The sequence below is a fragment of the Spiroplasma endosymbiont of Glossina fuscipes fuscipes genome (genome assembly GCF_049669535.1).
Taxonomy (GTDB): domain Bacteria; phylum Bacillota_I; class Bacilli_A; order Mycoplasmatales; family Mycoplasmataceae; genus Spiroplasma.
This window is the reverse complement of sequence record NZ_CP187162.1, coordinates 565,543-591,399: the sequence shown is the minus strand read 5'-3', so window position 1 is coordinate 591,399 and position 25,857 is coordinate 565,543. Positions and strand designations below refer to the sequence as shown.

The 25,857-nt window shown below is 26.6% G+C and carries 32 protein-coding genes, 1 tRNA gene and 1 pseudogene; 4 read left to right on the top strand and 30 right to left on the bottom strand.

Going from position 1 to position 25,857, the window contains the following annotated elements:
- Nucleotides 1–7 precede the first annotated feature (7 nt).
- The 5 genes from ACOBWH_RS03430 to ACOBWH_RS03410 all read right to left on the bottom strand — a co-directional run bounded on the left by ACOBWH_RS03430 (nucleotide 8) and on the right by ACOBWH_RS03410 (nucleotide 4,341).
- Nucleotides 8–964 (bottom strand): L-lactate dehydrogenase, encoded by a 957-nt coding sequence (locus ACOBWH_RS03430; protein WP_424527112.1) that lies wholly within the window; start codon nucleotides 962–964, stop codon nucleotides 8–10.
- Between the two features lie 22 nt (nucleotides 965–986).
- Nucleotides 987–2,027 carry a rod shape-determining protein gene (locus tag ACOBWH_RS03425; RefSeq protein WP_070406641.1) on the bottom strand — a complete coding sequence of 347 codons (1,041 nt, stop codon included), beginning with the start codon at nucleotides 2,025–2,027 and terminating at the stop codon, nucleotides 987–989.
- 136 nt (nucleotides 2,028–2,163) lie between these two features.
- The gene (locus ACOBWH_RS03420) at nucleotides 2,164–2,964 is read right to left on the bottom strand and encodes an IS3 family transposase (protein WP_424527110.1); all 801 of its coding nucleotides are present in this window, start codon (nucleotides 2,962–2,964) and stop codon (nucleotides 2,164–2,166) included.
- 32 nt (nucleotides 2,965–2,996) lie between these two features.
- A complete protein-coding gene (locus tag ACOBWH_RS03415; protein WP_424527108.1) occupies nucleotides 2,997–3,161 on the bottom strand; it encodes a hypothetical protein in 165 nt (54 codons plus the stop codon).
- 211 nt (nucleotides 3,162–3,372) lie between these two features.
- Entirely contained in the window at nucleotides 3,373–4,341 is a 969-nt protein-coding gene (locus ACOBWH_RS03410; RefSeq protein WP_424525629.1) for an IS30 family transposase, read from the bottom strand.
- A gap of 119 nt (nucleotides 4,342–4,460) precedes the next feature.
- On the opposite strand from ACOBWH_RS03410, the gene ACOBWH_RS03405 reads away from it, so the two are divergent.
- Nucleotides 4,461–4,841 (top strand): lipoprotein, encoded by a 381-nt coding sequence (locus tag ACOBWH_RS03405; RefSeq protein WP_424525631.1) that lies wholly within the window; start codon nucleotides 4,461–4,463, stop codon nucleotides 4,839–4,841.
- A 21-nt stretch (nucleotides 4,842–4,862) separates the two neighbouring features.
- Here the strand turns inward: ACOBWH_RS03405 and ACOBWH_RS03400 are convergent, their stop codons facing one another.
- From ACOBWH_RS03400 to lon, 10 genes are all read right to left on the bottom strand, one after another.
- Nucleotides 4,863–7,016, bottom strand: a complete 2,154-nt coding sequence (locus ACOBWH_RS03400; RefSeq protein ID WP_424525633.1) for a spiroplasma phage ORF1-like family protein — start codon at nucleotides 7,014–7,016, stop codon at nucleotides 4,863–4,865.
- Between the two features lie 16 nt (nucleotides 7,017–7,032).
- The gene (locus ACOBWH_RS03395; RefSeq protein WP_004027616.1) at nucleotides 7,033–7,269 is read right to left on the bottom strand and encodes a hypothetical protein; all 237 of its coding nucleotides are present in this window, start codon (nucleotides 7,267–7,269) and stop codon (nucleotides 7,033–7,035) included.
- Entirely contained in the window at nucleotides 7,269–7,667 is a 399-nt protein-coding gene (locus tag ACOBWH_RS03390; protein WP_004027786.1) for a hypothetical protein, read from the bottom strand. The genes ACOBWH_RS03395 and ACOBWH_RS03390 overlap by 1 nt, the downstream gene beginning before the upstream one ends.
- Complete coding sequence (locus ACOBWH_RS03385) at nucleotides 7,660–8,673, bottom strand: hypothetical protein (protein ID WP_424527106.1); 1,014 nt, start codon at nucleotides 8,671–8,673, stop codon at nucleotides 7,660–7,662. The genes ACOBWH_RS03390 and ACOBWH_RS03385 overlap by 8 nt, the downstream gene beginning before the upstream one ends.
- Nucleotides 8,673–8,876, bottom strand: coding sequence for a DUF2649 family protein (locus ACOBWH_RS03380; RefSeq protein ID WP_004028252.1), 204 nt, complete (start codon nucleotides 8,874–8,876; stop codon nucleotides 8,673–8,675). The genes ACOBWH_RS03385 and ACOBWH_RS03380 overlap by 1 nt, the downstream gene beginning before the upstream one ends.
- A 152-nt stretch (nucleotides 8,877–9,028) precedes the next feature.
- Nucleotides 9,029–9,463, bottom strand: a complete 435-nt coding sequence (locus ACOBWH_RS03375; protein WP_424527104.1) for a DUF3627 domain-containing protein — start codon at nucleotides 9,461–9,463, stop codon at nucleotides 9,029–9,031.
- Between the two features lie 1,136 nt (nucleotides 9,464–10,599).
- Nucleotides 10,600–10,851 carry a hypothetical protein gene (locus ACOBWH_RS03370; protein WP_126821177.1) on the bottom strand — a complete coding sequence of 84 codons (252 nt, stop codon included), beginning with the start codon at nucleotides 10,849–10,851 and terminating at the stop codon, nucleotides 10,600–10,602.
- A complete protein-coding gene (locus ACOBWH_RS03365; protein ID WP_424525639.1) occupies nucleotides 10,851–11,000 on the bottom strand; it encodes a hypothetical protein in 150 nt (49 codons plus the stop codon). The genes ACOBWH_RS03370 and ACOBWH_RS03365 overlap by 1 nt, the downstream gene beginning before the upstream one ends.
- 106 nt (nucleotides 11,001–11,106) lie before the next feature.
- Nucleotides 11,107–11,256, bottom strand: a complete 150-nt coding sequence (locus ACOBWH_RS03360) for a hypothetical protein (protein ID WP_424527474.1) — start codon at nucleotides 11,254–11,256, stop codon at nucleotides 11,107–11,109.
- Nucleotides 11,257–11,310: 54 nt separating this feature from the next.
- Nucleotides 11,311–13,629 (bottom strand): endopeptidase La, encoded by a 2,319-nt coding sequence (lon, locus tag ACOBWH_RS03355; protein ID WP_424527102.1) that lies wholly within the window; start codon nucleotides 13,627–13,629, stop codon nucleotides 11,311–11,313.
- A 245-nt stretch (nucleotides 13,630–13,874) separates the two neighbouring features.
- Between lon and msrB the strand changes: the two genes are divergently transcribed.
- Nucleotides 13,875–14,312 carry a peptide-methionine (R)-S-oxide reductase MsrB gene (msrB, locus tag ACOBWH_RS03350; RefSeq protein ID WP_070406632.1) on the top strand — a complete coding sequence of 146 codons (438 nt, stop codon included), beginning with the start codon at nucleotides 13,875–13,877 and terminating at the stop codon, nucleotides 14,310–14,312.
- 24 nt (nucleotides 14,313–14,336) lie between these two features.
- On the opposite strand, the gene tig is transcribed toward msrB, so the two are convergent.
- The 6 genes from tig to ACOBWH_RS03320 all read right to left on the bottom strand — a co-directional run bounded on the left by tig (nucleotide 14,337) and on the right by ACOBWH_RS03320 (nucleotide 18,740).
- On the bottom strand, nucleotides 14,337–15,632 hold the full coding sequence (tig, locus tag ACOBWH_RS03345) for a trigger factor (RefSeq protein WP_424527100.1): 1,296 nt from the start codon (nucleotides 15,630–15,632) through the stop codon (nucleotides 14,337–14,339).
- Nucleotides 15,633–15,747: 115 nt separating this feature from the next.
- Nucleotides 15,748–16,506, bottom strand: a complete 759-nt coding sequence (locus ACOBWH_RS03340) for a DUF3196 family protein (protein WP_424527098.1) — start codon at nucleotides 16,504–16,506, stop codon at nucleotides 15,748–15,750.
- Between the two features lie 112 nt (nucleotides 16,507–16,618).
- A tRNA-Arg gene (locus ACOBWH_RS03335) sits at nucleotides 16,619–16,695 on the bottom strand.
- A 58-nt stretch (nucleotides 16,696–16,753) separates the two neighbouring features.
- The gene (locus ACOBWH_RS03330; RefSeq protein WP_424527096.1) at nucleotides 16,754–17,458 is read right to left on the bottom strand and encodes an ECF transporter S component; all 705 of its coding nucleotides are present in this window, start codon (nucleotides 17,456–17,458) and stop codon (nucleotides 16,754–16,756) included.
- A 173-nt stretch (nucleotides 17,459–17,631) separates the two neighbouring features.
- Nucleotides 17,632–18,573 carry an IS3 family transposase gene (locus ACOBWH_RS03325; RefSeq protein ID WP_424527094.1) on the bottom strand — a complete coding sequence of 314 codons (942 nt, stop codon included), beginning with the start codon at nucleotides 18,571–18,573 and terminating at the stop codon, nucleotides 17,632–17,634.
- Nucleotides 18,465–18,740 carry a transposase gene (locus ACOBWH_RS03320; protein ID WP_424527092.1) on the bottom strand — a complete coding sequence of 92 codons (276 nt, stop codon included), beginning with the start codon at nucleotides 18,738–18,740 and terminating at the stop codon, nucleotides 18,465–18,467. Before ACOBWH_RS03320 ends, ACOBWH_RS03325 begins: the two co-directional genes overlap by 109 nt.
- Nucleotides 18,741–18,799: 59 nt before the next feature.
- Here ACOBWH_RS03320 and ACOBWH_RS03315 point away from each other — a divergent pair, with 59 nt between their 5' ends.
- A complete protein-coding gene (locus ACOBWH_RS03315; RefSeq protein WP_424527395.1) occupies nucleotides 18,800–19,213 on the top strand; it encodes a spiroplasma phage ORF1-like family protein in 414 nt (137 codons plus the stop codon).
- Between the two features lie 141 nt (nucleotides 19,214–19,354).
- Here the strand turns inward: ACOBWH_RS03315 and ACOBWH_RS03310 are convergent, their stop codons facing one another.
- The 4 genes and pseudogenes from ACOBWH_RS03310 to ACOBWH_RS03295 form a co-directional block, all read right to left on the bottom strand.
- A complete protein-coding gene (locus ACOBWH_RS03310; RefSeq protein WP_424527090.1) occupies nucleotides 19,355–19,870 on the bottom strand; it encodes a DNA adenine methylase in 516 nt (171 codons plus the stop codon).
- A 3-nt stretch (nucleotides 19,871–19,873) separates the two neighbouring features.
- Entirely contained in the window at nucleotides 19,874–20,134 is a 261-nt protein-coding gene (locus ACOBWH_RS03305; RefSeq protein WP_424527088.1) for a hypothetical protein, read from the bottom strand.
- Between the two features lie 228 nt (nucleotides 20,135–20,362).
- Nucleotides 20,363–20,611: a hypothetical protein gene (locus ACOBWH_RS03300; protein ID WP_004028750.1), complete on the bottom strand. Its 249-nt coding sequence runs from the start codon at nucleotides 20,609–20,611 to the stop codon at nucleotides 20,363–20,365.
- Nucleotides 20,611–20,759 (bottom strand): annotated as a pseudogene (locus ACOBWH_RS03295) (hypothetical protein). The gene ACOBWH_RS03300 and the pseudogene ACOBWH_RS03295 overlap by 1 nt, the downstream one beginning before the upstream one ends.
- A gap of 381 nt (nucleotides 20,760–21,140) precedes the next feature.
- On the opposite strand from ACOBWH_RS03295, the gene ACOBWH_RS03290 reads away from it, so the two are divergent.
- The gene (locus ACOBWH_RS03290; RefSeq protein WP_424527086.1) at nucleotides 21,141–21,704 is read left to right on the top strand and encodes an inorganic diphosphatase; all 564 of its coding nucleotides are present in this window, start codon (nucleotides 21,141–21,143) and stop codon (nucleotides 21,702–21,704) included.
- Between the two features lie 44 nt (nucleotides 21,705–21,748).
- On the opposite strand, the gene ACOBWH_RS03285 is transcribed toward ACOBWH_RS03290, so the two are convergent.
- The 5 genes from ACOBWH_RS03285 to ACOBWH_RS03265 all read right to left on the bottom strand — a co-directional run bounded on the left by ACOBWH_RS03285 (nucleotide 21,749) and on the right by ACOBWH_RS03265 (nucleotide 25,837).
- Nucleotides 21,749–22,351 (bottom strand): deoxynucleoside kinase, encoded by a 603-nt coding sequence (locus ACOBWH_RS03285; protein WP_070406621.1) that lies wholly within the window; start codon nucleotides 22,349–22,351, stop codon nucleotides 21,749–21,751.
- Between the two features lie 15 nt (nucleotides 22,352–22,366).
- Nucleotides 22,367–23,110, bottom strand: a complete 744-nt coding sequence (locus tag ACOBWH_RS03280; RefSeq protein ID WP_424527084.1) for a pseudouridine synthase — start codon at nucleotides 23,108–23,110, stop codon at nucleotides 22,367–22,369.
- On the bottom strand, nucleotides 23,110–23,658 hold the full coding sequence (gene scpB / locus ACOBWH_RS03275) for an SMC-Scp complex subunit ScpB (protein WP_424527082.1): 549 nt from the start codon (nucleotides 23,656–23,658) through the stop codon (nucleotides 23,110–23,112). The genes ACOBWH_RS03280 and scpB overlap by 1 nt, the downstream gene beginning before the upstream one ends.
- Nucleotides 23,658–24,425 (bottom strand): segregation and condensation protein A, encoded by a 768-nt coding sequence (locus ACOBWH_RS03270; protein ID WP_424527080.1) that lies wholly within the window; start codon nucleotides 24,423–24,425, stop codon nucleotides 23,658–23,660. Before ACOBWH_RS03270 ends, scpB begins: the two co-directional genes overlap by 1 nt.
- A 101-nt stretch (nucleotides 24,426–24,526) precedes the next feature.
- A complete protein-coding gene (locus tag ACOBWH_RS03265; protein ID WP_424527078.1) occupies nucleotides 24,527–25,837 on the bottom strand; it encodes a thymidine phosphorylase in 1,311 nt (436 codons plus the stop codon).
- Nucleotides 25,838–25,857: the final 20 nt, after the last annotated feature.

Here is a 25,857-nt window from a genome sequence, read left to right as displayed (position 1 = left end):
ATCAGTTTTATTGAATCCCAATTGCTTGAAAAGCAACAATTACGGCCTCATGAATTTTTTGACAAGATTTATTAAATTGTTCTTGTTCTTCATTATTAATATGTAATTTAATAATTCGTTCCCACCCATAGTTGCTAACCACAGCTGGAACACCGGTATAAATTCCATTCTGCCCATATTCGCCGCTTAAGTATGCACCAATTAAGATTGCTTGGTTCTCCCCACGAATAATAATACGAGCAATATGGGCTAAAACAACACCAATGCCATAAAAAGTTGATTTTTTCTTTTCAATAATTTTGTATGCCATGTTAATGACATCACTTTGACATTCTTTTAGATCTTCAAGTGTTAAGCGTCCTTCTTCTACATAGTCGCTAATTCGTTTCCCTAAAATTGAAGCGCAGCTTCACGCTGTCATTGCTGAATCGCCATGTTCACCCATAATATAAGCGTGAACTGAACTAGGATGGACATTTAACTTTTTTCCAATCAGACGACGTAAACGAGCAGAATCCAAACTAGTCCCCGACCCTAAAATTGTGTGCGGATTAAAACCAGTTACCTTTTGATATACAGTAGTTAAAATATCTACGGGATTAGATGCAATTAAAGAAATGCCCTCAAAACCAGAAGCTTTAATTGCTAAAGCAACTTCTTGCATAATCTTAGCATTATCAGCAATCATTTCTAATCTTGTTTCACCTTCTTTTTGTGGACGTCCCGCCGTTACCACAACCATATCAGCATCAGCACAGTCTTGATAAGTACCGGCATTAACGCTATAAAATGGTCGCTCTAAGACAGGATTACAATCATCTAAATCCAAGGCGTGCCCTTCTGCTCATTCATAATTAATATCAATTAAAACATATTCTTGAGCTAAACCTTGATTGATTGCAGCATAAAGGAACGATGTCCCTACTGCGCCACAACCGACTAAAACAATTTTACGATTCTTCATTATTAACTTCAGCCAATAACAATTAATAATCCAATTCTTTTGTTTTTTGGTGCTCTTGACGAATAATGTCATAAATATCTGATTCAAATTTTTTTGTTCCATTAATAACCGCTAATAATGGTTGTTCTCCAATTTTAGCTGGTAATTGTAAAGTTTCTTCAAAGTAGTGGTCAATTCCTTTGATTAAACCACCACCACCACAGATAGTAATTCCGTTTCGGAAGATGTCTCCCGCTAGTTCTGGTGGTGTTTCTTCTAAGACTTGGACGGCTAAATCAATAATCCGTGAGACTGGAACTTTTAACACTTCACGAACTTCTTCTGGCGTTAATTCAATTTCACGTGGTAACCCTGAAACAACATCTCGTCCATATACTTTCATTTTACGTTCATCGCCATGTTTTGCTAATGAACCAATTTCAATTTTAATCATTTCTGCTGTTTTAATTCCAATTTCTAAACCATATTGTGAACGAACATATTTTAAAATTTCATCGTTTAAATAGTTCCCAGCAACTTTTACTGATTTTGATAACACAATATCTCCTGAAGCAAGAACAGCAATATCAGTGGTTCCTCCACCCATATCAATAACTAAGTTTCCAAAAGGTTTATAAATATCAACCCCGCCACCTAAAGCAGCCATTTTAACTTCTTCTTCAACAAAAACCCTTGTTGCACCTAAATTCATTGCAATTTTCTTTAAAGCATTTTTTTCTAATTCCGTAATTACTGACGGAGTAGCTAATAACATAATTGAATTAGCTAATTGTTTACTAATCCGTAAACGGTTAAAAATATATTTTAATTGGGCTTCTGTTGCACGAATATCGGTAATAACCCCATCGACCATTGGCCGCACAATTCTAATTGTCTTATTTCCTTTTCCAATCATCTTATATGCTTCATTTCCAACAGCAATAATTCTATTTTCTTTAATTTTATAAGCCACAATCGATGGTTCATTATAAACAATTCCGCTTCCTGATATATAAACCAAGGTATAAGCTGTTCCTAAATCCATTGATATGAAAGTTGGCTTTTTATTATTAAACATCGCCATATCCAATCCTCCTTAATAGTAATTATATGCTTTTTAAAAAATAAAAACAATAATTAATACTAATGTTCCGATATTATTTTAATCTCCAAGTTAATAAAATTTTTTTCTGGAATGGCAACACTTTTTAGGACACTTTTTATGTAGACTTCTGATTTTTAAATTCAACTGGAGTTAAGTAATTCAAACTACCATGAATTCGAATATTGTTGTATCAATTAATGAAATTAAATAGTTCCAACTTTAATTGTTCTAAATTTTTAAATTTTCGACCATTAATAAATTCAGTTTTAAAAGCTTTATAGGTTGTTTCAGCTACTGCGTTATCGTAAGGGCAACCTTTTGCACTTAATGATCTTTTAATATTAAATGTTAATAAAATTTCTTCAATAATTTTATTTTTAAATTCATTACCACGATCTGTATGAAACAACCTAATTTGATTTAGTGGTCATGTTATTTTATAAAATGCCTGCTGAACTAGTTCAGCAGTTTTATTTGTTCCAGCGCTATAGCCAATTACTTCACGGTTAAATAAATCAATTAGTAAGCAAATATAATGTCATTTTGAACCAACTTGAACATAGGTTAAATCGCTCACAATAACTTCATTTTGTCTTTTATTACTAAACTCACGATTTAGAATATTACTAATTTGATCATTATTTACAGGAGATTTATGATTGCGATATTTTAATTTAGTATATTTTGATACTAAATTATTTATTGCCATAATTCTTCTAATTTTTCGTCGAGATAAAATAATGTTCTTTCTTGCTAAAATAATTTTAATTTTTCTAGCACCATAAACTTTATAGCTTTCTTTAAATGCACTGATAACTTCATTTTCATAAATATTAATTTCAGTTTTAGTGATCTTATTAATTTGATAATAATACTTTGATTTTGCTATCTTTAATATTTGACACATTTTCCTCACTGAATATTTGTCTTTATTATTAGTAATTAATATTACTTTTTGCCGATTATCAGTGCTGCTTGCTTTAAAATATCATTTTCCATTCGTAATTGTTTGTTTTCTTTTCGCAACTGAATAAGTTCATTTTCTTCAACAGAACGATTGTCTTTAGCTTTAAAAGAACCAGAATTCTCAAATTTTTTTACTCATGGAATCATGTAAAATGAAATGCAACAAATCTTATTAATCAAATAATATGGAATCATGTAAAATGAAATGCAACAAATCTTATTAATCAAATAATATAATAAAAATCATAAAAAATCAATTATAAATTTTCAAAAATTAAAATATTTATAATTTTTACTTTATTTTAAGCACACTTAGCCATACTAAAAAATAATTTATTAAGTTAAGTAATAAATTTATTTAAAAATTCTCTAAAAATACCTCTTTTGATGTTCTTCAATTTAAAATAGGCCTTAATTTATCATTTATAACATTAACTACTCAATTTATTTTTTGTTGACTAACATTATTAAAATCAGTTCCCTTAGGATATCATTCTCTAAGTTCAGAATTCATATATTCAATTAGTGGTTTTTGCTGTGGTGAACCCGGATCGCAAAAATAAACTTGTGTTTCAGCAAATATTTCTAATTCTCTTCATTTACTAAATTCTTTTCCTCTATCGGTTATTATTCCTTTAATTTTCCCAATTAAATTATTACTTATAACAATATCTTTAAACTTTTCTACAACTTCATTAGCAGTATGATTTTTTAATTTAATTACAAAGTAATTTTTACTTAATTGTTCTACTAAAACTAAATTACTAGATTGATGGTCTTTACCAACTACTGTATCCATTTCAAATCAACCAGCATTAATTTTTTTATTTTCAATATCTCATATTGATTTAAAATTAGTTAATTTACCACGATTATCAAATTTTCCTTTTGTTTTATATTTTTTACCATGATGACGTAAATTCTGCTTTAAAAAACCATAAAAACCTAAATAAATTCATTTATACAATGTTTTAACACAAACAGGAAATTTAATACCAAACTTTAAAAAATAACGATGGATAAGTTGTGATGGAGAATCACGATAAACATTAAATCTTATATTAATAAAATTTAATTGTTTTTCTGTAAACTTATATCTTTTATTATTCTTTTTTCTTTTCTCATAATACATTTTATCTGACTTATAAGCACTATATTCATCAATAGTTTTAAAACGCTTAATTTCTCGTAAAATAGTACTACGATGTCTGTTCAAACATTTAGCAATTTGTGAAATATTTATTTCACCATTCTTTTTTAAAAATAATTTGGATAATAATAATTTTTCCAATTTAACCTTATCAATAAAACTTAAATGACTATACATAACATTTATATACCTTTCATTAATTTATAAATTTAATATTAAAATTATTTAATACATTATTGATATATGATATAATTAATTATAGTATTCAAGTAATTTTAATAAAGGAGAAGTAAAATATGAAAAAATGACTTAGCATTTTAGGAACAATCGGATTAACAGCAACAAGTACAACAACATTAATTAGTTGTGAAAAACCAAATAACAATGAAAACGGGGGCAATAAACCAGAACTACCATATAATCCACAACAACCACCAGAAAATAGTAATTGAAAGTTAATAACATCTGTTATTGGTGAAGGAAATACTGGTAAAACTTATATTGGTATTTTTGGAAGTAAAACAAACTGAAATATTATAGATTGAAAAGGAATTGAAGGAGAAGGAAAATGACATTTATATGAGTATAAATCAATTTATCGTTGAGATGGTGAAGGTGAGCCTGAAATACCAACAGTTGACAATAAAACAGGAAAAATTACAGATTGAAAAGAATAAAAGGAACTTAATAGTTCCTTTTTAAATTAATCGTACAAATTTCATAAATATAATTAATAGGAATATATTTGTTATTGTGTTATATAATGCTGGACTAAATTTTCATACCTCAAATGTTTGATTAAAAAAACTATATATTGTTTGAAAAATCTTACCAACACCACTTGCTAATTCATTCACTTGTTTAACACCGGGAATATTATTTACAACTCAAATTGCAGCATTTCTGATATGACACGCAATATTATATCAACTACAACTTTCATATTGTGCTTGTCATCATTGACCGTCTGGAAACAACCCACCATTATTAATCTCTTGTCAGTTATAAATTCCAAAATTAAAATCATAATAACGATACATATCATTTTCTTTTTGTGCTTGCAATTCAAAAACATTATAACCAATTTTTTGTTCTTCAATCTTTTTATATTTTAAACCATATTTATCTTTTAAAGCACCTTCAAAAATATAACCCTCATTTTGATTAATATTATAATCATTTGCAACTGAAAAATCATAATTAAATACATTACCATAATTTGTGTTATAAAACCGATTTTTAAATGCTGAATACAATTTAATATCTAATTGCTTATATTTATCAGAAAAATAAAAATAACGAGGATAAATCTTAAAACCATTATTTGCTAATAAACCATATTTTTTATTATATCCTTGTACATAAGTATTATTTTCCAAGTCAAAAATTGTTCGTAAATAATCTTTATAAAAGTTCTGCGAAACTGTAAACATACTATTTAATAATCTTTCAAATTGATTTTTATTAGTATTTTTTTCATCAATTAAAACATTTTTAAAATTAACTAATTTCAAACCAAAAAAGTTAATTAAAACCGTATCATATTGTAAATTATCAATATACCCACTTTCAATAAAATTACTACGATTTTGAAATACAGGCACCAAAGCATGTGCAAAAAATGCTTTTAAAAACTTATTAATATCAATTTGACCTTTCATCCATTCAAAAACCTTTTTACCAGTATTAGGAGTACTACTTTGATTATAATTATAAGTTTCAGCACTAAAATTAAAGATATTTTCTTTTTCTTTCATAAAAGAAAATAAAAACCCTAAATCATCAGTATATCGATAACTATTATAATCATATCCATTCCAATATTTTTTAAAGTGTGTCAACTCTAAACTACCAGCAATAATATTTTTTTGTTCATCAATCGTTAAAATCATTCGATAAATTAATTTTCTAGTTAAAATAATATCAAGTTTTCAATCTAATTTTTCCATATTATTAATAATTTCAAAATCAAAAATTATTCTTTGACTACCTAAATTTGGATCATCATAATCAGGGTTACCACCTTGCTGAACTCGAATATTTTCTTGCACAATAATATCAATATATTTTAATAAAAAAGAACGAGTATTTTGATATTGATTGTCAGTCCAAAAACTAGGATTGCCATTATTGTCAACTGTTGGTATTTCAGGCTCACCTTCACCATCTCAACGATAAATTGATTTATACTCATATAAATGTCATTTTCCTTCTCCTTCAATTCCTTTTCAATCTATAATATTTCAGTTTGTTTTACTTCCAAAAATACCAATATAAGTTTTACCAGTATTTCCTTCACCAATAACAGATGTTATTAACTTTCAATTTTGAAACTTTAAATTAACTTGTTGTAAATTATCAACACTTTTTTCTAACTTATTAATAACTTCAATTGTATTAAAATACTTAGCAAATGAATAAGAAAAATTAGTTAATTCTTTTAAAAATTGTTTTTTATCAGCATCATAAAATTTATCAATACTATATTGTTTAGCATAACTATCTCAATTTTTATATAAATCCATAAATTCATCACTAGGTTTATCAAATGAAATTCCCGTTGAATAACTATCCTTTAAAAAATCTAAATACCATTTATCATTGTAAGTTAATGTTTGTGATGTTTTTAAAGTCGGATTAATAAAATAATTTGTTTCAGACCAATTTTCAAAAAAAGTACTACGTAAAAACATTGTATTAATAAAATCAGTTTCATTCATTCCCGTTGTTTGTTGATTAACAGTATAATTTTGCTGATTTAAGGGTTTAAATGCTGTTAAAGTAATAAAAGGAATAATTAAACCTAAAATACCTAAAATAGATATTGCAAATAAAGATAATGATTTTTTCATATTTATAATTCAACTCCTAACTATACAATGTTTTTGAAACAATAAACCCAACAATATATAAACTTGATATCGTTAACATTAACGGATGAGAAAACAAAATTGCCATTTTGCCAAACAACGAAAGCAAAAAAGTGTCTGAGTTATATAAATCCATAATGATATTTTTTGCTGATGTTAATTGATTTATGATTACTGTTATAAAACCAGTACCAAAAATAGCGATTGCCGCAACTAATAAAACTAATCTAATCATTATTTATTCACTCTCCGATATCCTTGTTCTCTTGTTTTTGCTTGTTTTGCTAAATTTGATAATTGTTGTTTATTACGATTAATTTTAAACTGTTTACGATCTTTAATATGTTTTTGCATACCTTGTTTAGTATCTGAAACTCCACGAGCAGTTGCAGAATAAATATTTGATACACCACTTTGTACTGTTGAACCTAATTCGTTGTATTGAGTTCTTGTACCGTGAATTGCATAAATCGATAACTTAACAACCATAAAAAAGATAATAAAATAAGCAATTGTCGTATTTGTCATTGGTAATTTTGTATTTCAAATTACATCAAAAATAAACAAAAATACATCAAAAATAAAACTAAAAATCTTATCTCAATTACTACTTTCTGATAATAAATTAATCATCTTTACCACTTCCTTTTTCTTTTTTAGGTTTTAAATTTTTTTTCAAAATATCAATATCAAACAATTCTAAACGCTCTTTAACACTCAATTTAGTAATTTCTGACCAGTAATATTCTTTATAATTAACTATTTCATCATTTTTTAAATCACGAACAAACTTTAATCATTGACTATCATATTTCTGTGCAAATTCTAACGGAATAATTATCTTAAAAAACCGAATTCCTAACCCAACATCCGACTTATGTTTTGCTCGTTTACCTTCTGCTGTTCTTTCTACTAATTTTGTTTTTCAAATTTCATAATCCGTAATATCTTGAAAAATACCAATTCGCATAATAAAGAAACGATTAAAAAAATTAAATCCTTTTTTAGCAATTGGTTTTTTCAATGAAATAGGAATAATAATACCACTTGCTAATTGTCGGATATTATTTCAAATCATACCCTCACGCTGTGCTGTAAACAAAGCACGATTACCAAAATGTCTTGCTAAAACAATTCACGGAATTTTACCACTATGAACTTTTTTCTCATCGTGCGGACTAGTTCCATCAATATATAAATAACTTTCATCAAATAAAATAACACTATCATCAGGGGGAACTGGTTTTGTTCGATCGGTAAACTCTAAATTTTTAAATGTTAAAACTTTAACTTTATCATCTTCTAACGGATAATTACTATAAATTTTATCTGTTAATAATTTCATAGTTTGTGATAAATAAGTTAAAAGTAAAGTTTTTCCCGTTCCTAATTTACCAATAATAACTGATAACGGATTATCTCAAACAAAATTAACTAACCGAAAAGCATTTAACTGATAAAATATGTTTTTTCAAACTCATCATACAAAATAAACACATTGCAAAGCAAACAATAATCAGAATACTAAACCAGTATAATTTAATGAAATTATTCAAAGTAATAAATCAATTAAACTAAACAAAATCATTGAACCACTAATATAACAATAATTTTTTAAGAAAAATATAAACTTTTTCATTACTTAAAATACCCAACTATTTTAAAAATCATTCATAACAAAAACCAAGTTAAAAACAAAATCACAATTCAAACACCAACCATCAGAGTTAAATATTCATTTTGAGTCAAAGTCCAAGTTGTAATACTTTCAACATTTATTTTATCTATAAACAAAAATATATGAATAAAAAACTCTTTTAATTTTTCTCAATCATTTTGCATATTTAAAAACTCCACATTTTTTGAATAAGTTTAAAAAACATCCCAAAAAATAAAACAATAAATAATACAAACGATATCACATATAAAAATTCAGGGGCATTTGAACCAATAATATAACTAACAAATTGAACTCAATAGTCATATAAACTCATTTAATTTAAATCTTTCAAATCATTAATCAATTCTTGTTCTTTTTCAACAGTTCAATTTGTTAAATTATTTTTAGTTGTTTTTACTTTTTTAGGTTCATTTGAAAATAATGCTTTGTGCATATTGTTAAAATAATTTTGTTTATATTGATTATACAAATTAATTAATTCTGTTCCAGTTAAATATTTTCAAATATGGCGTTTTAAATTTTCATCATATTTTACAATAGGATAAGAATTATCATAAATTAAACCAATAGCAACTTGATCAGAATGTTTTTCACTCGGATAAATAAACTTATTACTTAATCAAAAACCAATATGGCGATTATGATTAGGCAAATTTATAAAACTTGCTTTATCTGTTTCAAAAACTATTAACTCTTTACGAATAAAATAATTTTCTATATTTTTATTTTTCTTAACAAAATTACTCAATTTTATCAACTCCTTAATAAACATTGTTTCTAATTAACAATGTTATATTTAATGTTCATATATTGCTTATTTATTGATAAAAACATTGATTATTAACAATGTTATACATAATGCTAATATATTGTTTATTTAATGTTTAATAAACAATGTTATTAACAATGTTAAATATATAAAATAGTAAAAATTGGCACACTGAAAAATACTATTTAATTTATAACAATAACTATTAAAATATAAAATCATAAGTTTATAATTAAGTTGATATTATTATGGTTTTCTCTCTGTATAAATTATTTTAAATAGAAAGGAGAAATAAAATATCGAAGAAATAATAAATTCATTTTTCTATTTAATAAATTCATTTTTTACAAACGTGATACCATCTATTTTTTGCTTATCATAATGGTATCACCAATTAAAACAATTATTTCAATAATAATAGTTTTAATAACAACTTTTAACTTTATTATTTGAATTTTTAATAAATTAACAAATTTATAAATATTTTATACAGAGAGAAAACCATAATAATACCTTAAATATCACATAAAAAACTAGTGTGCCTTAGTTTCTTTAAACAGGATTTTTCATCTTGTTAACTTTGTAGACAGTGTATAATGCAAAAATAAACAACAAAATTATTTATTCAATTCACATAAAAACTAGTGTGCCACTGAAAAATACTATTTAATTTTTAATAATATTTATTAAAATATAAAATTAATAATTTATAATTAAATTGATATTTTTACACTATACACTGTTTACAAATTTTAAAGAAAGTAGGTGTATTTATAAAAAATATTATAAAAATTTATTTTCCAAATCTATTACTAATATGACCTTTAATAGAAATATTCTTATTTTTATTAAATCCTACTAAAAAAATATTTTTCATAATAGACTCAATATTATGAATAATAAACAATATAGATTTATCCACTATAGAAAATATAGTTAAACTTATATGTATAATAGGAATTTTTATTATTCCAATATTAACAATAATAAAGTTTATTAAAAAATAAATTTGTAAACAGTGTATAGTGTAAAAATAAACAATAAAATTATTTAATAAAATCACATAACAAAGTTAGTGTGCCACAGCTAAAATATATAATCAGTTATACTAAATATTAAAATCCTTTAACCATAACACGGAAAAAGTTTAATATCTTAACAATAACAAAAATACCAAATGGAATTAAAATAATTCACGCATCACCTAAAAAGGTCATTAATTGTGGTAATACAGCATAAATTGCTTCTTTAACTTTCATCATTGCTTGTCCTAAACCACTTCAAATCGAACCCATTCCATCTGAAATAGTAGGCTTATCACCAACTGCTAAAAAATTAATTGCTGTTGTTAAATACATCCCTAACATTATTTTTTATCCTCCTTGTTTTCAATTTCTTTTTTATCTTTTTTCTTACCTCGAATTTGGCAAATTTTTTGATAAATTGACAAACCAATTCAAGCAAAAATCCCTAATATAATAACAACACTAAATATTGTCGTTAATCAAAATGGCATAATTTAATCCTCCTAAAAATCTAATTTTACGACACGCTTCGCGTGTTCGCTACGCTCAAAATAAACAATATTGAATAAATTACCGCTAATAAATTACGCGGATAATTTATTCATCTTCTTTTTCATTATTAATTACAATGTTATTAACAGTATTAATAACATTATCTTTCCCATACCTAGTTACTAAGGACCGCAAAATAAAATAATGTTTCTTTTCAATAAAAAATCAACCCCTTTCTGAGTTGATTTGTTGCACTTCACTTACACGATGCCAAATAAAAAATGTATCAAAACTGATACATTTTATCCTTTAGTTTGTGCCAAAAACATTATTAAAGACTTCATCATATGTTGCAACAGGAATTATTTTTAAAGTCTCTTGAACTTCTTTTGGAATATCTTCAATATCTTTAATGTTTTTATTTGGAATTAAAATTGTTTTTAAACCACTTCGGTTAGCTGAGATTGATTTTTCTCGTAATCCCCCGATCGGTAAGACTTGTCCTCGTAAGGTAATTTCACCAGTCATTCCAATATCTTTTGAAACCGGGCGATTACTTAAAGCACTAATAATTGCCGTTGTTAAAGTAATTCCTGCTGATGGACCATCTTTTGGTACTGCTCCTTCTGGAACATGAATATGAATATCATGGGTTTCAAAGAATTTTGCACTAATGCCAAATTTATCAGAATTTGCTTTAACATAATCTAAGGCAATTGAGGCTGATTCTTTCATTACATCCCCCAGTTTTCCAGTTAGAACTAATGAACCTTTTCCTAAAAAACTATTAACTTCAATTGGCAGAATATCACCCCCAAATTGAGTATATGCTAAGCCAGTAACAACCCCAACTTGTGATTCTTTTTCTTTTTCGGTATGTTCAAATCGACGTTTTCCTAGTAACTCATTAACAATTTTAGCTGTGACAGTTAAATTAGTCATTTCTTTATTTAAAAATTTAACAATAAATTTCCGGGCAATCGCATTTAAATCTCGTTCTAACTGACGAACTCCAGCTTCACGAGTATAATGTTTAATTACTTCGTTAACTGCATCATCAGTAATAGTTAATTGGCCATCGGCTAACCCATTATTGCTTAATACTTTTGGTACTAAATAATCTCTTGCAATATGGAATTTTTCTAATTCAGTATATAATGATAACTGAATAATTTCCATACGATCAATTAATGCTTCTGGAATATTATCATAATAATTTGCTGTTGCAATAAACATAACATTACTTAAATCATAATTTTCTTCTAAATAATGGTCAGAAAATGTTGCGTTTTGTTCGGGATCTAGTACTTCTAACATTGCACTAGCTGGGTCACCACGATAGTCAGATGCCATTTTATCAATTTCATCTAATAAAAATAATGGATTTGTTGTTTTAGCACGTTTCATTGATTGAATAATTCGTCCTGGCATTGCCCCAATATATGTTTTACGATGTCCACGAATTTCTGATTCGTCTTTCACACCACCCAAGGCCATTTTAACAAAATTACGACCAGTTGCTTCCGCAATTGATTTTGCTAAACTAGTTTTTCCAACCCCTGGTGGGCCAACTAAACAAATAATTTGTCCTTTTAAAGAATTAGTCATTGTTTTTACTGCTAAGTATTCAATAATACGTTCTTTAACTTTGTCTAAACCAAAGTGATATTTATCTAACACTTCTTGTGCAAATTTTAAATCATTTTTTTCTTCAGTTTTTTCTCATCATGGCACTTGCATCATTCAGTCAATGTAAGTTCGAATAATATTTGATTCACTCGATGCTTGTGGCAATGCTTCATAACGCGTAATTTCTTGCTCAATTCGTTCTTTAATATTTTTAGGGAATGGTTCTTTTGCTAAACGTTCTTTGTATGTTTTCATTTCATCAGCAGCATCATCAAATTCGCCTAATTCATCTTTAATAGCTTTCAACTTTTCACGTAAATAATATTCTCGTTGTTGTTCATCAACACGTTCCTTAATTTTTTTGCTAATTTTATTATCAATATCATTTGCTTGTTGTTTATTAACTAAATGATCAAAAATAATTTGTAATCTTTTTTCAACATCTAATTGTTCTAAGATTTCTTGTTTTTTCGCCACGGGAATAAATGGTAAAAATTGGGCAATTGTATCAACAACTTCATTACCATCAACTGAATCACCAATTTGATCTAATAAATCTTCTGGTAAAATATCTTGTAATTCCATTAACTCTTTAATGTTAGCGGTAATTTTTTCTGCAATTTTATCTTCTGATTTAACAATTGATTTTAAAATATCAATGTCCGCAATATACAGTTCACCTTCACGTAGGTCTAAAATTTTTACCCGATCAACTGCTTTAAAGTTAACAGTTAAACTACCATCTTCTCATACCTTCCGAATTTTTAATTCCGTCAAAATTCCAATTCGATAAATTTCAGATAATTTTAGATCATCCTCTAGTGGCTTTTTTTGACTAACTAAAACAATATGATTATCAAAATCCTTGTTTGCTGTATTCACCGCTAAAATTGATTTATCTCGTCCTACTTCTAATACCTGTTCAAAGCCTGGAAAAATATAACTACCACGTGTTACTAAAACTGGTACATTTTTTAATTGGGTTATCTTTGAATCCATCTTCAAAACACCTCCTGTTTCTTTCCTTCACTTTATATTGACAATATCTTATCACATTTTAAAGCATATCGGAATATAATTTGAACTACAAAAAGATTATAACAAAAAAAATAGCACTTGCAATAGATAAGTGCTAATTTTTATAAATTATTGTATTTATTTATTATGCCTCTAAAAATACCATTTTTTAAAGTTTTAACCTCAATAATGATAAGATTATCCTAATCAAAGAAAGAAGGATCGCAATGAAAAAACCTTGAACCACAATACAAATTGCTAATTTAACACCATTAGAATATGAAGTAACCCAAAATGCCGGAACAGAACCGCCTTTTCAAAATAAGTACTGAAATAATCAAGAAAAAGGCATTTATGTTGATATTTTATCAGGAGAACCCCTATTTGTTTCTTCTGATCAATATGATGCTGGTTGTGGTTGACCCAGTTTTACCAAACCAATTGATAAAACCGTACTCCAAGAAAAACCAGATCATTCTTTGCGAATATCACGAACAGAAGTCCGTACTAACAAAACAAATATTCATTTAGGCCATGTTTTTAATGATGGCCCCCAAGCTGATGGTGGTTTACGCTATTGTATTAATTCTGCTGCTTTACGTTTTATTCCCTTATCAAAAATGATTGATGCTGGTTATGAAGAATATCTTCCTTTAATAAAATAAAACTAACAATCTGTTAGTTTTATTTTATTCACCGTTATTTTCATATAAAAAGGCAAATACTTTATCATGAATAACTTGCTCTTTCACTTGTTGTTCTGATACTAATTTTGTTTCTTTTAAGGTTTTACCATCAATCCCAAATTGTTTTCCTAATTTTTCGTATTGGACTTCACATTCGGCAGGAGTTGCTGTAATTTTTTCTGCTTGAACAACAGCATCAACAATAACCCCATTCTCTAACCGATTTTTAGCATCTTTAAATAATTCTTCAAAAATATCTTCTTCCACCATTCCTGTTCGTTTTTTATAAGTCTTCATATCCATTTGTTGAGCTTGTAATTTTTGTTCAAACTCATGTTTTAACTGGTTAGCTTCTTTTCGAATAATTGATTCTGGCAACGCAATTTCAGAATCTTCCGCAATTAAACGGAATAAGTGTCCAATAAAATGATCATATTCTTGTTTTAATAATTGTTCTCGAATATTATTTTTAACATGGTCTTCTAATTTAGCTAAAGTATCAATTCCTTTTAAATTAATATCTTTTGCTAATTCATCATTTAATTCTGGTAATTCTTTGGCCTTTACTTCTTTAATATTTAATTTAAAAACTGCAGGAGTTGATTTCAATTCTTCAACTTGATAATCGGCAGGAAAAGTAACATTAATATCTTTTTGATCTCCTGTTTTTAACCCAATCATTGCATCTTCAAAACCAGGAATAAATTGACCACTACCAATTTCTAAGGTAAAATCAGTCGCTTTTCCCCCTTTAAATGGTTTACCATCAACAAATCCTTCAAAATCAAAAATAACTGTATCTCCTTTTGCAATTGCGGTTGTTTTTGGTTTAAAAATTGCAAAACGATTCCGTAATTGATCAATATTATTTTCAATATCTTCTTTTTTAATTTTAATTTCTTCTTTTTTTAAGTGGTCATGCTTAAACCCAGTATATTTATTAATTTTAACTTCTGGTTTCAAGTCAAATTCTAATTCTAAAATATATTCTGTTTTAGTAATTTTTTTAACTCTTGGTGTTGGCGAAGAAAATGGTTCAATCTCTGATTTTTGGTCAAAAGCAAATTGGTAAGCTTTATTAACAACTGAATGATGCGCTGCATCTAAAATTTTTGCCTCTGTTAAATGTTTTTTTAGTAAATCAGTTGGAACTTTTCCTTTTCGAAAACCAGGGACTTCTAATTCATTAGCTGCCTTGGTTTCTGCTTTTTTAACACAATCTGTTCATTCTGCCCCATCAATAGTTACATATCATTTTCCAATTCCTTTATCTTGAATTTTTTCTGCTTTAAATTTCATATTTTACTCCTTACCTAACTATTTTCACATAAACCATTATAACAAAAAGAATGGTTTAAAATACTTTTTTATATATTTTTCTTTTATTTTTATTTGTTTTATTGCAATATTTCGCCTACAAATTTTTATTATTTAAGTATAATAAATATTTTTGAACTGTTGGAACAACAACATCAAATTGTCGTGCTAATTCTTCAACATTAATTTTTTCATTATACATTACTTGCCCCTGATAAATAATTGCAACCGCTAACGCTTGAATTTCATTATCTACAATAAAATATGGATATAAATCATAATAATATGTTTCTAATAAATACAAGCAAGTATGATATAAACTAGGATTATCATTATAGACTCATTGATCTAATAATTGTATCACTAACTTAACTTGTTTTTCTTCTTTATAAGGAATCATTTCCTGTGGATTTAGTTTAAAAAAACCATTTGTTTTTTGAACCTGAAAGACTTCGTTAATTTCTTGTTCTTTTAATAAATATAATAAATAAATCTTAGTGAAATTTGAAACCTTTTTATTAACAAAATATTTTCGAATTATTGGTAAAATTTTACGTAAATTTTGATCTTTTAAATAATGAAAGGCCAATAATTGTGTTTCTTCATCAGTTGGATGTGTTAAAATTTCACTAATCTTTGCTAATGATCAAACTGAATTAGGTTTTGGCTGTTGTTCAATCATTTTCGCAGCAACATCTTTTAATAGTGTTTCTAACATCTTTTCAATATGTTGAGGAATATATGGCATTGTTAACTCCGTTTTAAGTTTAATCAGAGCTTCATTATAATCATTATTATCAATTAATCCTTCAATCTCATTAATTAATTCATCGTAATAATTTAATGATGTTGACATTTAATACCTCCTCCTTATATTATTGATTCTTTAGTAATATTATTATAACAATTTTAAAAAAATAAAACCTTATTTAAATTATTAAATAAGGTACTCTTTATTGCAATTTAAATGGCGCCCACGGAGAGATTCGAACTCACGACCCTACGCTTAGAAGGCGCATGCTCTATCCTATTGAGCTACGTGGGCATACCATAAAAATTATAACATATATTAAAGATTATTTTCAATAAAATAAATTTGCTTTTTAAAAATAAATTTCATCAACAATATCAAAATCATAAAATGGTTGTTTTAGTTTCATACTTTCTTTTACAACAGCAAATTGTTTTTCCAAATGAATAACAGCACGATAAATTGCAATAAAAATTGCGCCATTAATTGTAAATTTTAATAAATTAAATGAAATAATTATTGGAACTAAAATACTTTTAAATCATTGAATTGCCTCTGGTGTATAATTTAAGAAACGTGCGTACATATCATAAATAAATAATCAATTAAACAAAGTCATTAAGAATGAAACAATTATAATTGCTAAAATAACATTGCTTGTTGTTATTAAATAATCCACCTTTTTTGAAGTTTTATTTTTAATTAAACGATTAATTCCTTTGCGAAGAAAAATATCGCCTAATCAAAACACAATTAAAAAGATTAAATCAGCTAACATTAAAGCAAAAACATCGATTGGGCCATTACCTAAATAAGCCATTCGTAATCAACTAACACTAATTGTTAAAAGACTAGCATAAATAATTCCAACCAACCGCACAGCTAATAACATTAAAAAATCAGTTAATTCTATTTTTAAAAATGGAGCAACAGGAAAAACTGCTAAGTTTAATATTTTACTTAGCCATGATAGCAAAATATACAACGCAATAATAATTGCCATTGCTGCAACTCTTTTAGTATCTAAATAGAATAATCTTTTTGTTCTTGCTTGCATTTTATCACCTTATATAATTATAAATTGTTTTAAAAAATAAGCAAAATAAAATGTAATGTCCGAATATTATTTTAGATACCAGTTTAACAACAATTTTAAACTATTTTCAAAAATAGTTAATCATTAAACCGCTTAATTTAAAAGTGGAATGGCAAGGGTTTTTTGGACAAATTTTATATAGAGTAAAGATTTTTATATTGGATTGGTGATAAATAATTTAATTTGCTATGAATACGAGTATTATTATATCAATTAACATAATCAAATAATTCTAATTTAAATTCTTCAATACTTTTAAATTTTTTATTTTTGACTAATTCAGTTTTTAAAATTTTATAAGTAGATTCAGCTACTGCATTGTCATAAAGATATCCAGGTTTACTATAAGATTTTTGTACATTGTTCTTAGTCAAAAGTTTATAAATAGTACTATTGTTAAATTCACTTTCTTGGTCAGTATGAAATATTTTAATATTTTCTAAAGAAAAATTAAGTTTGTTAAAAGTACTTTCAACTAATTTTGCATCTTTATGAGAACTAACATCATAGCTAATAATTTCACGATTAAACAAATCAATCAATAAACATACATAATATCATTGATTATTAATTCAAACATAAGTTAAATCACTAACAACAACTTCATGTAATTTATAATTATCAAAATCTTGATTTAACAAATTATTATATTTGTAAGTGATATCTTTGTTATTATGATGTTTATATTTAATTTTTGTATAATTTGAAATTAAATTATATTTTTGCATTATTTGACTAATTTTTATTCGTGACAATATAATATTTTGTTGTGCTAACATAACTTTAATTTTTCTTGTACCATAGTTTTTTCTACTTTTTAAGAAAATACTGATAATAGTATTATCAATATGTTGGGCTTGACTAAGTTTATTTGATTTTAATTGATAATAAAATGTTGATCTAGCAACTTTTAGTGTTTTACATAAATTAGTAATTTTATACTTTTCTTTGTTATTTTTTATAATTACTATTTTTTGCCTATTATCAGTGCTGCTTGCTTTAAAATATCATTTTCCATTCGTAATTGTTTGTTTTCTTTTCGCAACTGAATAAGTTCATTTTCTTCAACAGAGCAATTGTCTTTAGCTTTAAATGATCCTGAATTGTTAAATTCATGCACTCATTTTCAAACAGTGGATTTACCAATTTGATAGTCATTAGATAATCGACCAGATGTTTTGCCTGATTTATAAAGACCAACAATTTGTTGTTTAAATTCATCGGTATAATGATTCTTTGCCATATAATTACACCTCCATTGTAACTTAATTATAATCTTTTACTCTACATTATTGTTGTCCAATTTATCTTAACCCATCCAATATAGTAATTTTTAAACCTATAGACCAAAGAAATTATATTGTTAAATTTAATTCAAAATGAGATGTTTTAACTCCTGGTGGTAATATATCTTTTCAGAATTATTATATTAATTTTGAATATATTAAATCTCTTTATCGTTATGATAATAATACTAATGAACCTGAATTACCCGAAATTGATAATAACGGTAAATTAATTTTTTATACTCATAACAATTATCAAAATATTTGTTCTTTTTTATTAAAATATATTGATGTTATTGTACAAGAAAATATTAGAGTTCAGCAAGGTGGAAATCCAAATTATGATGATACAAATTTGGGTAGTCAAATAATTTATTTTTATGTTTCATATCATAAATTTTTTCTCATTCAATTTGAAAAAAATTACTAAACAAATTTTTAATATATTCACAATTATTTAAACTTAAAATAAATTTTCCTTTTATATTTTTTAAATAATACAATAATTCTTTATAATCAAATTTATAATGCTTATATATTGCAGAAATATTCGCAATATAATAAGGCGGATCTAAATAAAAAAAGTATTCTCATCATCATAAATTTTAATAATTTCAAAATAATTTTTATTTTCTAAAATTGCATTATATTTATTTAGTAAATATTCACATAATTTAACACGCTCTAAACAATCATAATATTTTAATTCATAACGTGTAATTGAAAAAGTAGTATTTTCACGGCCACTTCAACCCAAACAATTTTGAAATAAAGTTTCTCATCCTTTTTTGCCAAATTTAGGTAATGAATTATAAATATTTTTAGCTTCTTCAACAGAATTTAATTTGGGATATTTATTAATAATATTATTGGTTTTTACATCATTTCAAAAAGCCATTAAATCAGAATTAATATCATTTAATATTACTTCATCTACTTTGTCATTAAACATTAAACGCAAACCAATCGCAGCTGAACCAGCAAATAATTCTACATATCTTTTTATTTTGTTGGGGAAAAAGGAAGATATAAATTTATCAGCTTCAGTTTTTCCACCAACTCATGATAAAGGACTTAAAAATTGCATAAACTATTTCACAATATTACTTTCTAACTGTTCTGCAATATGCTGATAAAAACTCATTTCTTTTCGAATAATATTTATTGATTCATGATGAATTTCATACTCATTTAATTGAATTAAAGTAGCTTGCATTGTCTTAATCTTCATTTTAATTACATCTAATAAATCTTGCATTATATTTTTATAAAAATTTTTTACTTTCTCTAAAATATTTTCACGCTCTTGTCGAGAAAATATTTTATCATTACCAACATTTATTTTTTTCATAAATACTCCTTTACTGTTACTGAAAAAAACATTGTTATATCTAATGTCTAAAAAATGTATATGTACTGTAATAAACACTGTTAATTACATTGTTAAATATATAAAAATAAAAATTAAGGCACACTGAAAAATACTATTAACAACGTTAATAGAAAATATAAAATTAGTAAATCAAATATACAAAACTAGTGTGCCACAGCTAAGATATATGATCGATTATAATAAATATTAAAATCCTTTAACCATAACACGGAAAAAGTTTAATATTTTAATAATTACTCAAATTCCAAATGGAATTAAAATAATTCACGCATCACCTAAAAAAGTCATTAATTGTGGTAACACAGCATAAACAGCGTCTTTAACTTTCATCATAGCTTGTCCTAAACCGCTTCAAATAGAATCCATTCCACCTGAAATAGTAGGAGTATCTGCAGCTAGAAAATTAACAGCTGTTGTTAAATACATCCCTAACATTATTTCTTATCCTCCTTATTTTTAATTTCTTTTTTATTTTTTTCTTTCCTTGAATTTGACGAATTTTTTGATAAATCGATAGACCAATTCAAGCAAGAATTCCTAAAATAATAACAATACTAAATATTCATGTTAACCATACTGGCATAACTTAATTCCTCCTAGAAATTTAGTTCGCGCGGCACGCTTCGCGTGTTCGCTACGCTCAAAATAAACAATATTGAATAAATTACCGCTAATAAATTACGCGGATAATTTATTCATTTTCTTTTACATTATTAGTTACTAGCTTATTAACAGTATTAATAACATTATCTTTTCCATACTTAGTTACTAAGGACCGCAAAATAAAATAATGTTTTCTTTCCATTAAAAAATCAACTCCTTTCTGAGTTGATTTGTTGCACTTCATATTACAGTTTACATTATATATAAAAGCAAGTAAAAAAAGATAATAATAAAAATAATAACATTATTATTTTTTCTATGTTATATTAATAATTAGGAAATTAATGAAAGGAAGAAAACAATGAGTAAAAATAATGTTTTACCAATTATAGTCGAAATTCCAAAAGGAAGCAGTAATAAATATGAATACGATCTTAAAACTGGGCGCATTACCTTAGATCGTGTTTTATATGGAGCTAATTTTTATCCTGGTGAATATGGTTTTATTGAGAATACTTTAGATTGAGATGGTGATCCACTAGATGTTATTTCGCTAATTACATATCCAACAATGCCAGGATGTCAAATTAATGTTCGCGTTTTGGGAACAATTAATATGATTGATAATGGTGAAATTGATACCAAATTAATGGCAGTTGCTGCTGATGACCCTCGTTTTAACCATATTCAAACATTAGAAGATGTACCACAACATCTTCGTGATGAAATTGAAAACTTCTTTTTACAATATAAAGCATTGCAAAAAAAAGCAGTTAAAATTAATGGGTGAAGTGGTTTAGACCAGGCTTTAAAAGAAATTAAAGAATGTCAAGAACGATACATTGAATATAAAGACCTCTTAGAAACAAAAGGAAAAGATGCTGTAATGCAAATTTGAAAAGAAAAAGGATTGGGGCAAGCCTAATAAAAAAATACTATTTTTGATAATAGTATTTTTTTATTATCAAATTAAGCAGTTAACTTTTCTGAAATTATTGCCACAATTTCTTCTGGCGTTTTATTGTTTGCATCAATTACCAAAAAATTAAACTTATCTTTTACCCGTTCATATCATTCCTCATATTTGCGATTTAACAATGTTCAATAAGCACTGTTAACATTTTGTTCACTAGCTCGTCCCCTTTTAATAATTCGTTCCATTGCTATTTCGGGGTCAACTCGTAAATAAACCACTAATTCTGGTTTAATATTTTCATCCAAATATAAACTTTGTAAAACAACAACATCATAAAATTCTTTATATACTTTATAATCTGTATTATTCATATATCCTAATTCATATAAAACATCAACAAAAATTGGGTCTTCTAGAATACTTCGATCAAAAATAATATTTGATGTTATTTTTGCTTGTTTTAATTGTTTGCTGCGCGCCATTATCATATACACTTGCATTTTAAAAGCCATATCCTTGGGGTCTGCGTAATATTGATCTAAATATGGATTTTCTTCAACTGGCTCATCCATCACCATATATTGATGTTTTTTTCCTAACATTTTACTAACAGTTGATTTTCCAACTCCAACAACTCCAGCTAAGGTAATTCGCATTGTGTTTTCTCTCCTTTATTTTGTTTTTAATTGTGATGCTATCCCAAAAAAACGTTTAATTTCTTTGGGTTTTAAGTAGCGCCACTCGCCTGGTTTTAAAGCTTCATCTAATTGTAAAAAACCAATAGCAATTCGTTTTAATTTAAGAACTTCATGGCCAACTGCTTGAATCATTTTTTTAACTTGATGTTTTCTTCCTTCATAAATTGTTAATAACAAAATTGAAACATCTTTATCTTCTTGGTATTTTACTAATTTTGCTTGGGCAGAACTTGTCATAATACCTGGTTCAATTTCCACCCCAGCTGCTAATTGGTGCAACTGGTGTTTTGCAAGACAACCAGAAATTAAAACATGATAGGTCTTATTAATAATATGACTCGGGTGTGTAATAATATTAGTAAATTCACCATCATTAGTCAATAGTAATAAACCACTAGTATCATAGTCTAATCGGCCAACAGGATAGATTCGTTGGGGAACACCCTTAATATAATTTAAAACAGTTTTACGATGTTGAGGATCAGACATTGTTGAAACACAATTTCGGGGTTTATTTAACATTAAATAAACCTTCTCATTATTTTCATCAATAAGAAGCTTGTTATTAATATAAATTTTATCATCCTTGCTAACTTTTGTTCCTAATGTTGTCACAACAATATTGTTGACCTTCACTTGTCCTTGGACAATTAACTCTTCTGCCTTACGACGAGAACAATAACCTCTTGCAGCAATAACTTTTTGTAATCGTTCCATTATTTAAATAAGTCCTGATCATTATCAATAATTGCTTCTTTAATTTGTGGTAAATCTGCTAATGAAGTTAAATTAAAAACTTTTAAAAACTCATTTGTAATTTGATAAGTCATTGGTTTTCCTGGTAATTCACTTTTCCCAGCTTCTTCAATCAATTCTCGTGCTCGTAATTTTTGAATCACATTATCAGAATTAACCCCCCGTAATTCTTCAATTTCTGGTTTACTAATTGGTCCCCGGTAAGCAATAATTGCTAATGTTTCTAATGCTGCTTGTGATAAACGTGCTTCATTCTTATTATTTGCCAGCTTTAAATAAAAACTATAGTATTCTTTTTTCGTTGTTAAACGATATTTATCGGCGAATGCTGTAATCGTTAGTCCCCGCATCTTATTTGTTTGATATTCTGTTTTTAAGTTTAGTAACAATTCATCAACCTCTGCTTCGGAAATTTCAAGAATATGGGCAATTTCTTTTAAACTAATTCCTTCATCACCGCTAATAAATAATAAGCCTTCTAATAAGGCTATTTTTTCATTTAAATTCATTAAGTTAAATTCCCTTCTTTTTTCATATATTTTCGAATATAAATTGCTTCTAAATGTTGATACTGTTCAATCTCAATTTTTTGATGACGAGCTAAATCTAATAAAGCAATAAAACAAGCAACAAAAACTTGTAATGATATTTCAAAATTACCTAATAAATCTTCTAATAACCACTCTTTGTCTTCATTTGAAAGGAAAAACATAATACGATCTGCCATTTCCTCTGGCGAAACCTCAGTAATAACAACATTTGATTCTAATGGTTTTGTTGCATTAATTCGCTCTAACATTTTTAAAAAACTATTTGTTAATTTATCAATATTAATTTTTGGTGACAATGGTAAATCTTCTTCTTTCATTAAATGGTCCTTAATAATTGTTCGTGGTTTTGATAAATATTGAATTCCTTCTTGATGTTGGTCCTTAAAATACTGACTAACTTCCTTAATTTTTTTGTATTCTAATAAACGATTAATTAATTCATTACGCGAATCTTTTTCATAGTTATCATCAATTTCAACTTCTTCTTTTGGCAAGACTAACTTTGTTTTTGTTTCAACCAAATAACTTGCCATAGTTAAATATTCTGATGCAATTTCAATGTTCAATTGTTCCATTTTACGAATATAATCCAAAAATTGATCAGTAATTTCTGTTAACTTAATATTAAAAAGGTCCATTTCCTTTTCTTTTACTAAGTGCAGTAGTAAATCTAATGGTCCTGAAAAATTATCAAGTTTTACTTCATAACGTGAAAAATTTAGCATTCTCTTTCTCCTGTTTTTTATACTCTTAATTAATAATAACGATATTTTAAAAAAATTAAAGATGTTATAACAAAAAAAGTGATTAATTTAAAATCACTTTTTTACTGAATTATTTCATAAATTAATTCTTGCTCACGTGGTTTTGTGGCGACAATTTTAAAAGTTTGTTTTGCTCATTCATAAACTGGGTCAGTAACATAACGGTTAGTATACAAAGTCATTACAACATCACCAGCGACAACTTGTTCACCTGTTTTTTTATTAAGATAAATCCCAGCATGATAATCAATTTCTTCATCTTTTGTTGTTCGACCCGCTCCCAAGCGAACGGCTAATAAACCCAATTCATTTGTATCAATAATTTCCATATATCCAGCTTGGTCTGCCTTAATTTCAATAATATTTTTTACTTTTAAAATATCCTTTAAAGGTAAATCATTATCAATAAAACTTAAATCACCACCTTGTGCCTTAATAAAAGCACGAAAATAATTTAGTAGTTTTTCAGTTTGCATTTTTTTTTGACAAGCATTAACAGCTGATGCTAAATCCGGAAACAAACCAGCTTGGCATAAACTTAAGGCTGCTGATTCACACACAATATAGTTTAAATCATCAGGTCCTCCCCCTTTTAATGTTTGCAAAACTTCATAGATTTCAATGGCATTACCAATTGCACGTCCTAATGGTTGTGACATATTAGTGATCTCTGCTGCAATTTTCTTATTAAATTTAATTCCTAATTCAACCATAATTTGAGCTAATTTTCGTGCTTCTGAAATTGTTTTCATAAAAGCTCCACTTCCGCACTTAACATCTAAGACAATGCCATCACTTCCTGTTGCAATTTTTTTACACATAATACTTGCCGCAACTAATGGCAAAGAATCAACTGTTGCTGTAACATTGCGTAAAGCATAAATTTTCTTATCAGCTGGAACAATATTAGTAGATTGTGACATAATTGATAAATTTGTTTGATTAATAATTTTAACAAATTCAGAAAAAGAAATTTCAACTCTAAAACCTGGTATACTCTCTAATTTATCAATTGTCCCACCAGTTTGTCCCAAACCACGACCAGACATTTTGGCAACTTTCAAACCAAAAGCAGCAACTAATGGTGCATAAATTAAACTAACTTTATCGCCAACCCCACCAGAAGAATGTTTATCAACCTTAAACCCTGAAATTGATGATAGATCATAAATTTCACCCGAATTAATCATCGCTTCTGTTAAAAATGAAATTTCAGAAATAGACATCGTTTGAAAATAAATTGTCATTAAAAAAGCTGACATTTGATAATCGGGAATTAATCCTGTCGTATAACCTTCGACAATAAAATTAATTTCTTCACGAGTTAATTCCTGACCATGTTTCTTTTTATCAATTAAAACTAAAATATTCATAATTACTTGTTCCTTTTACT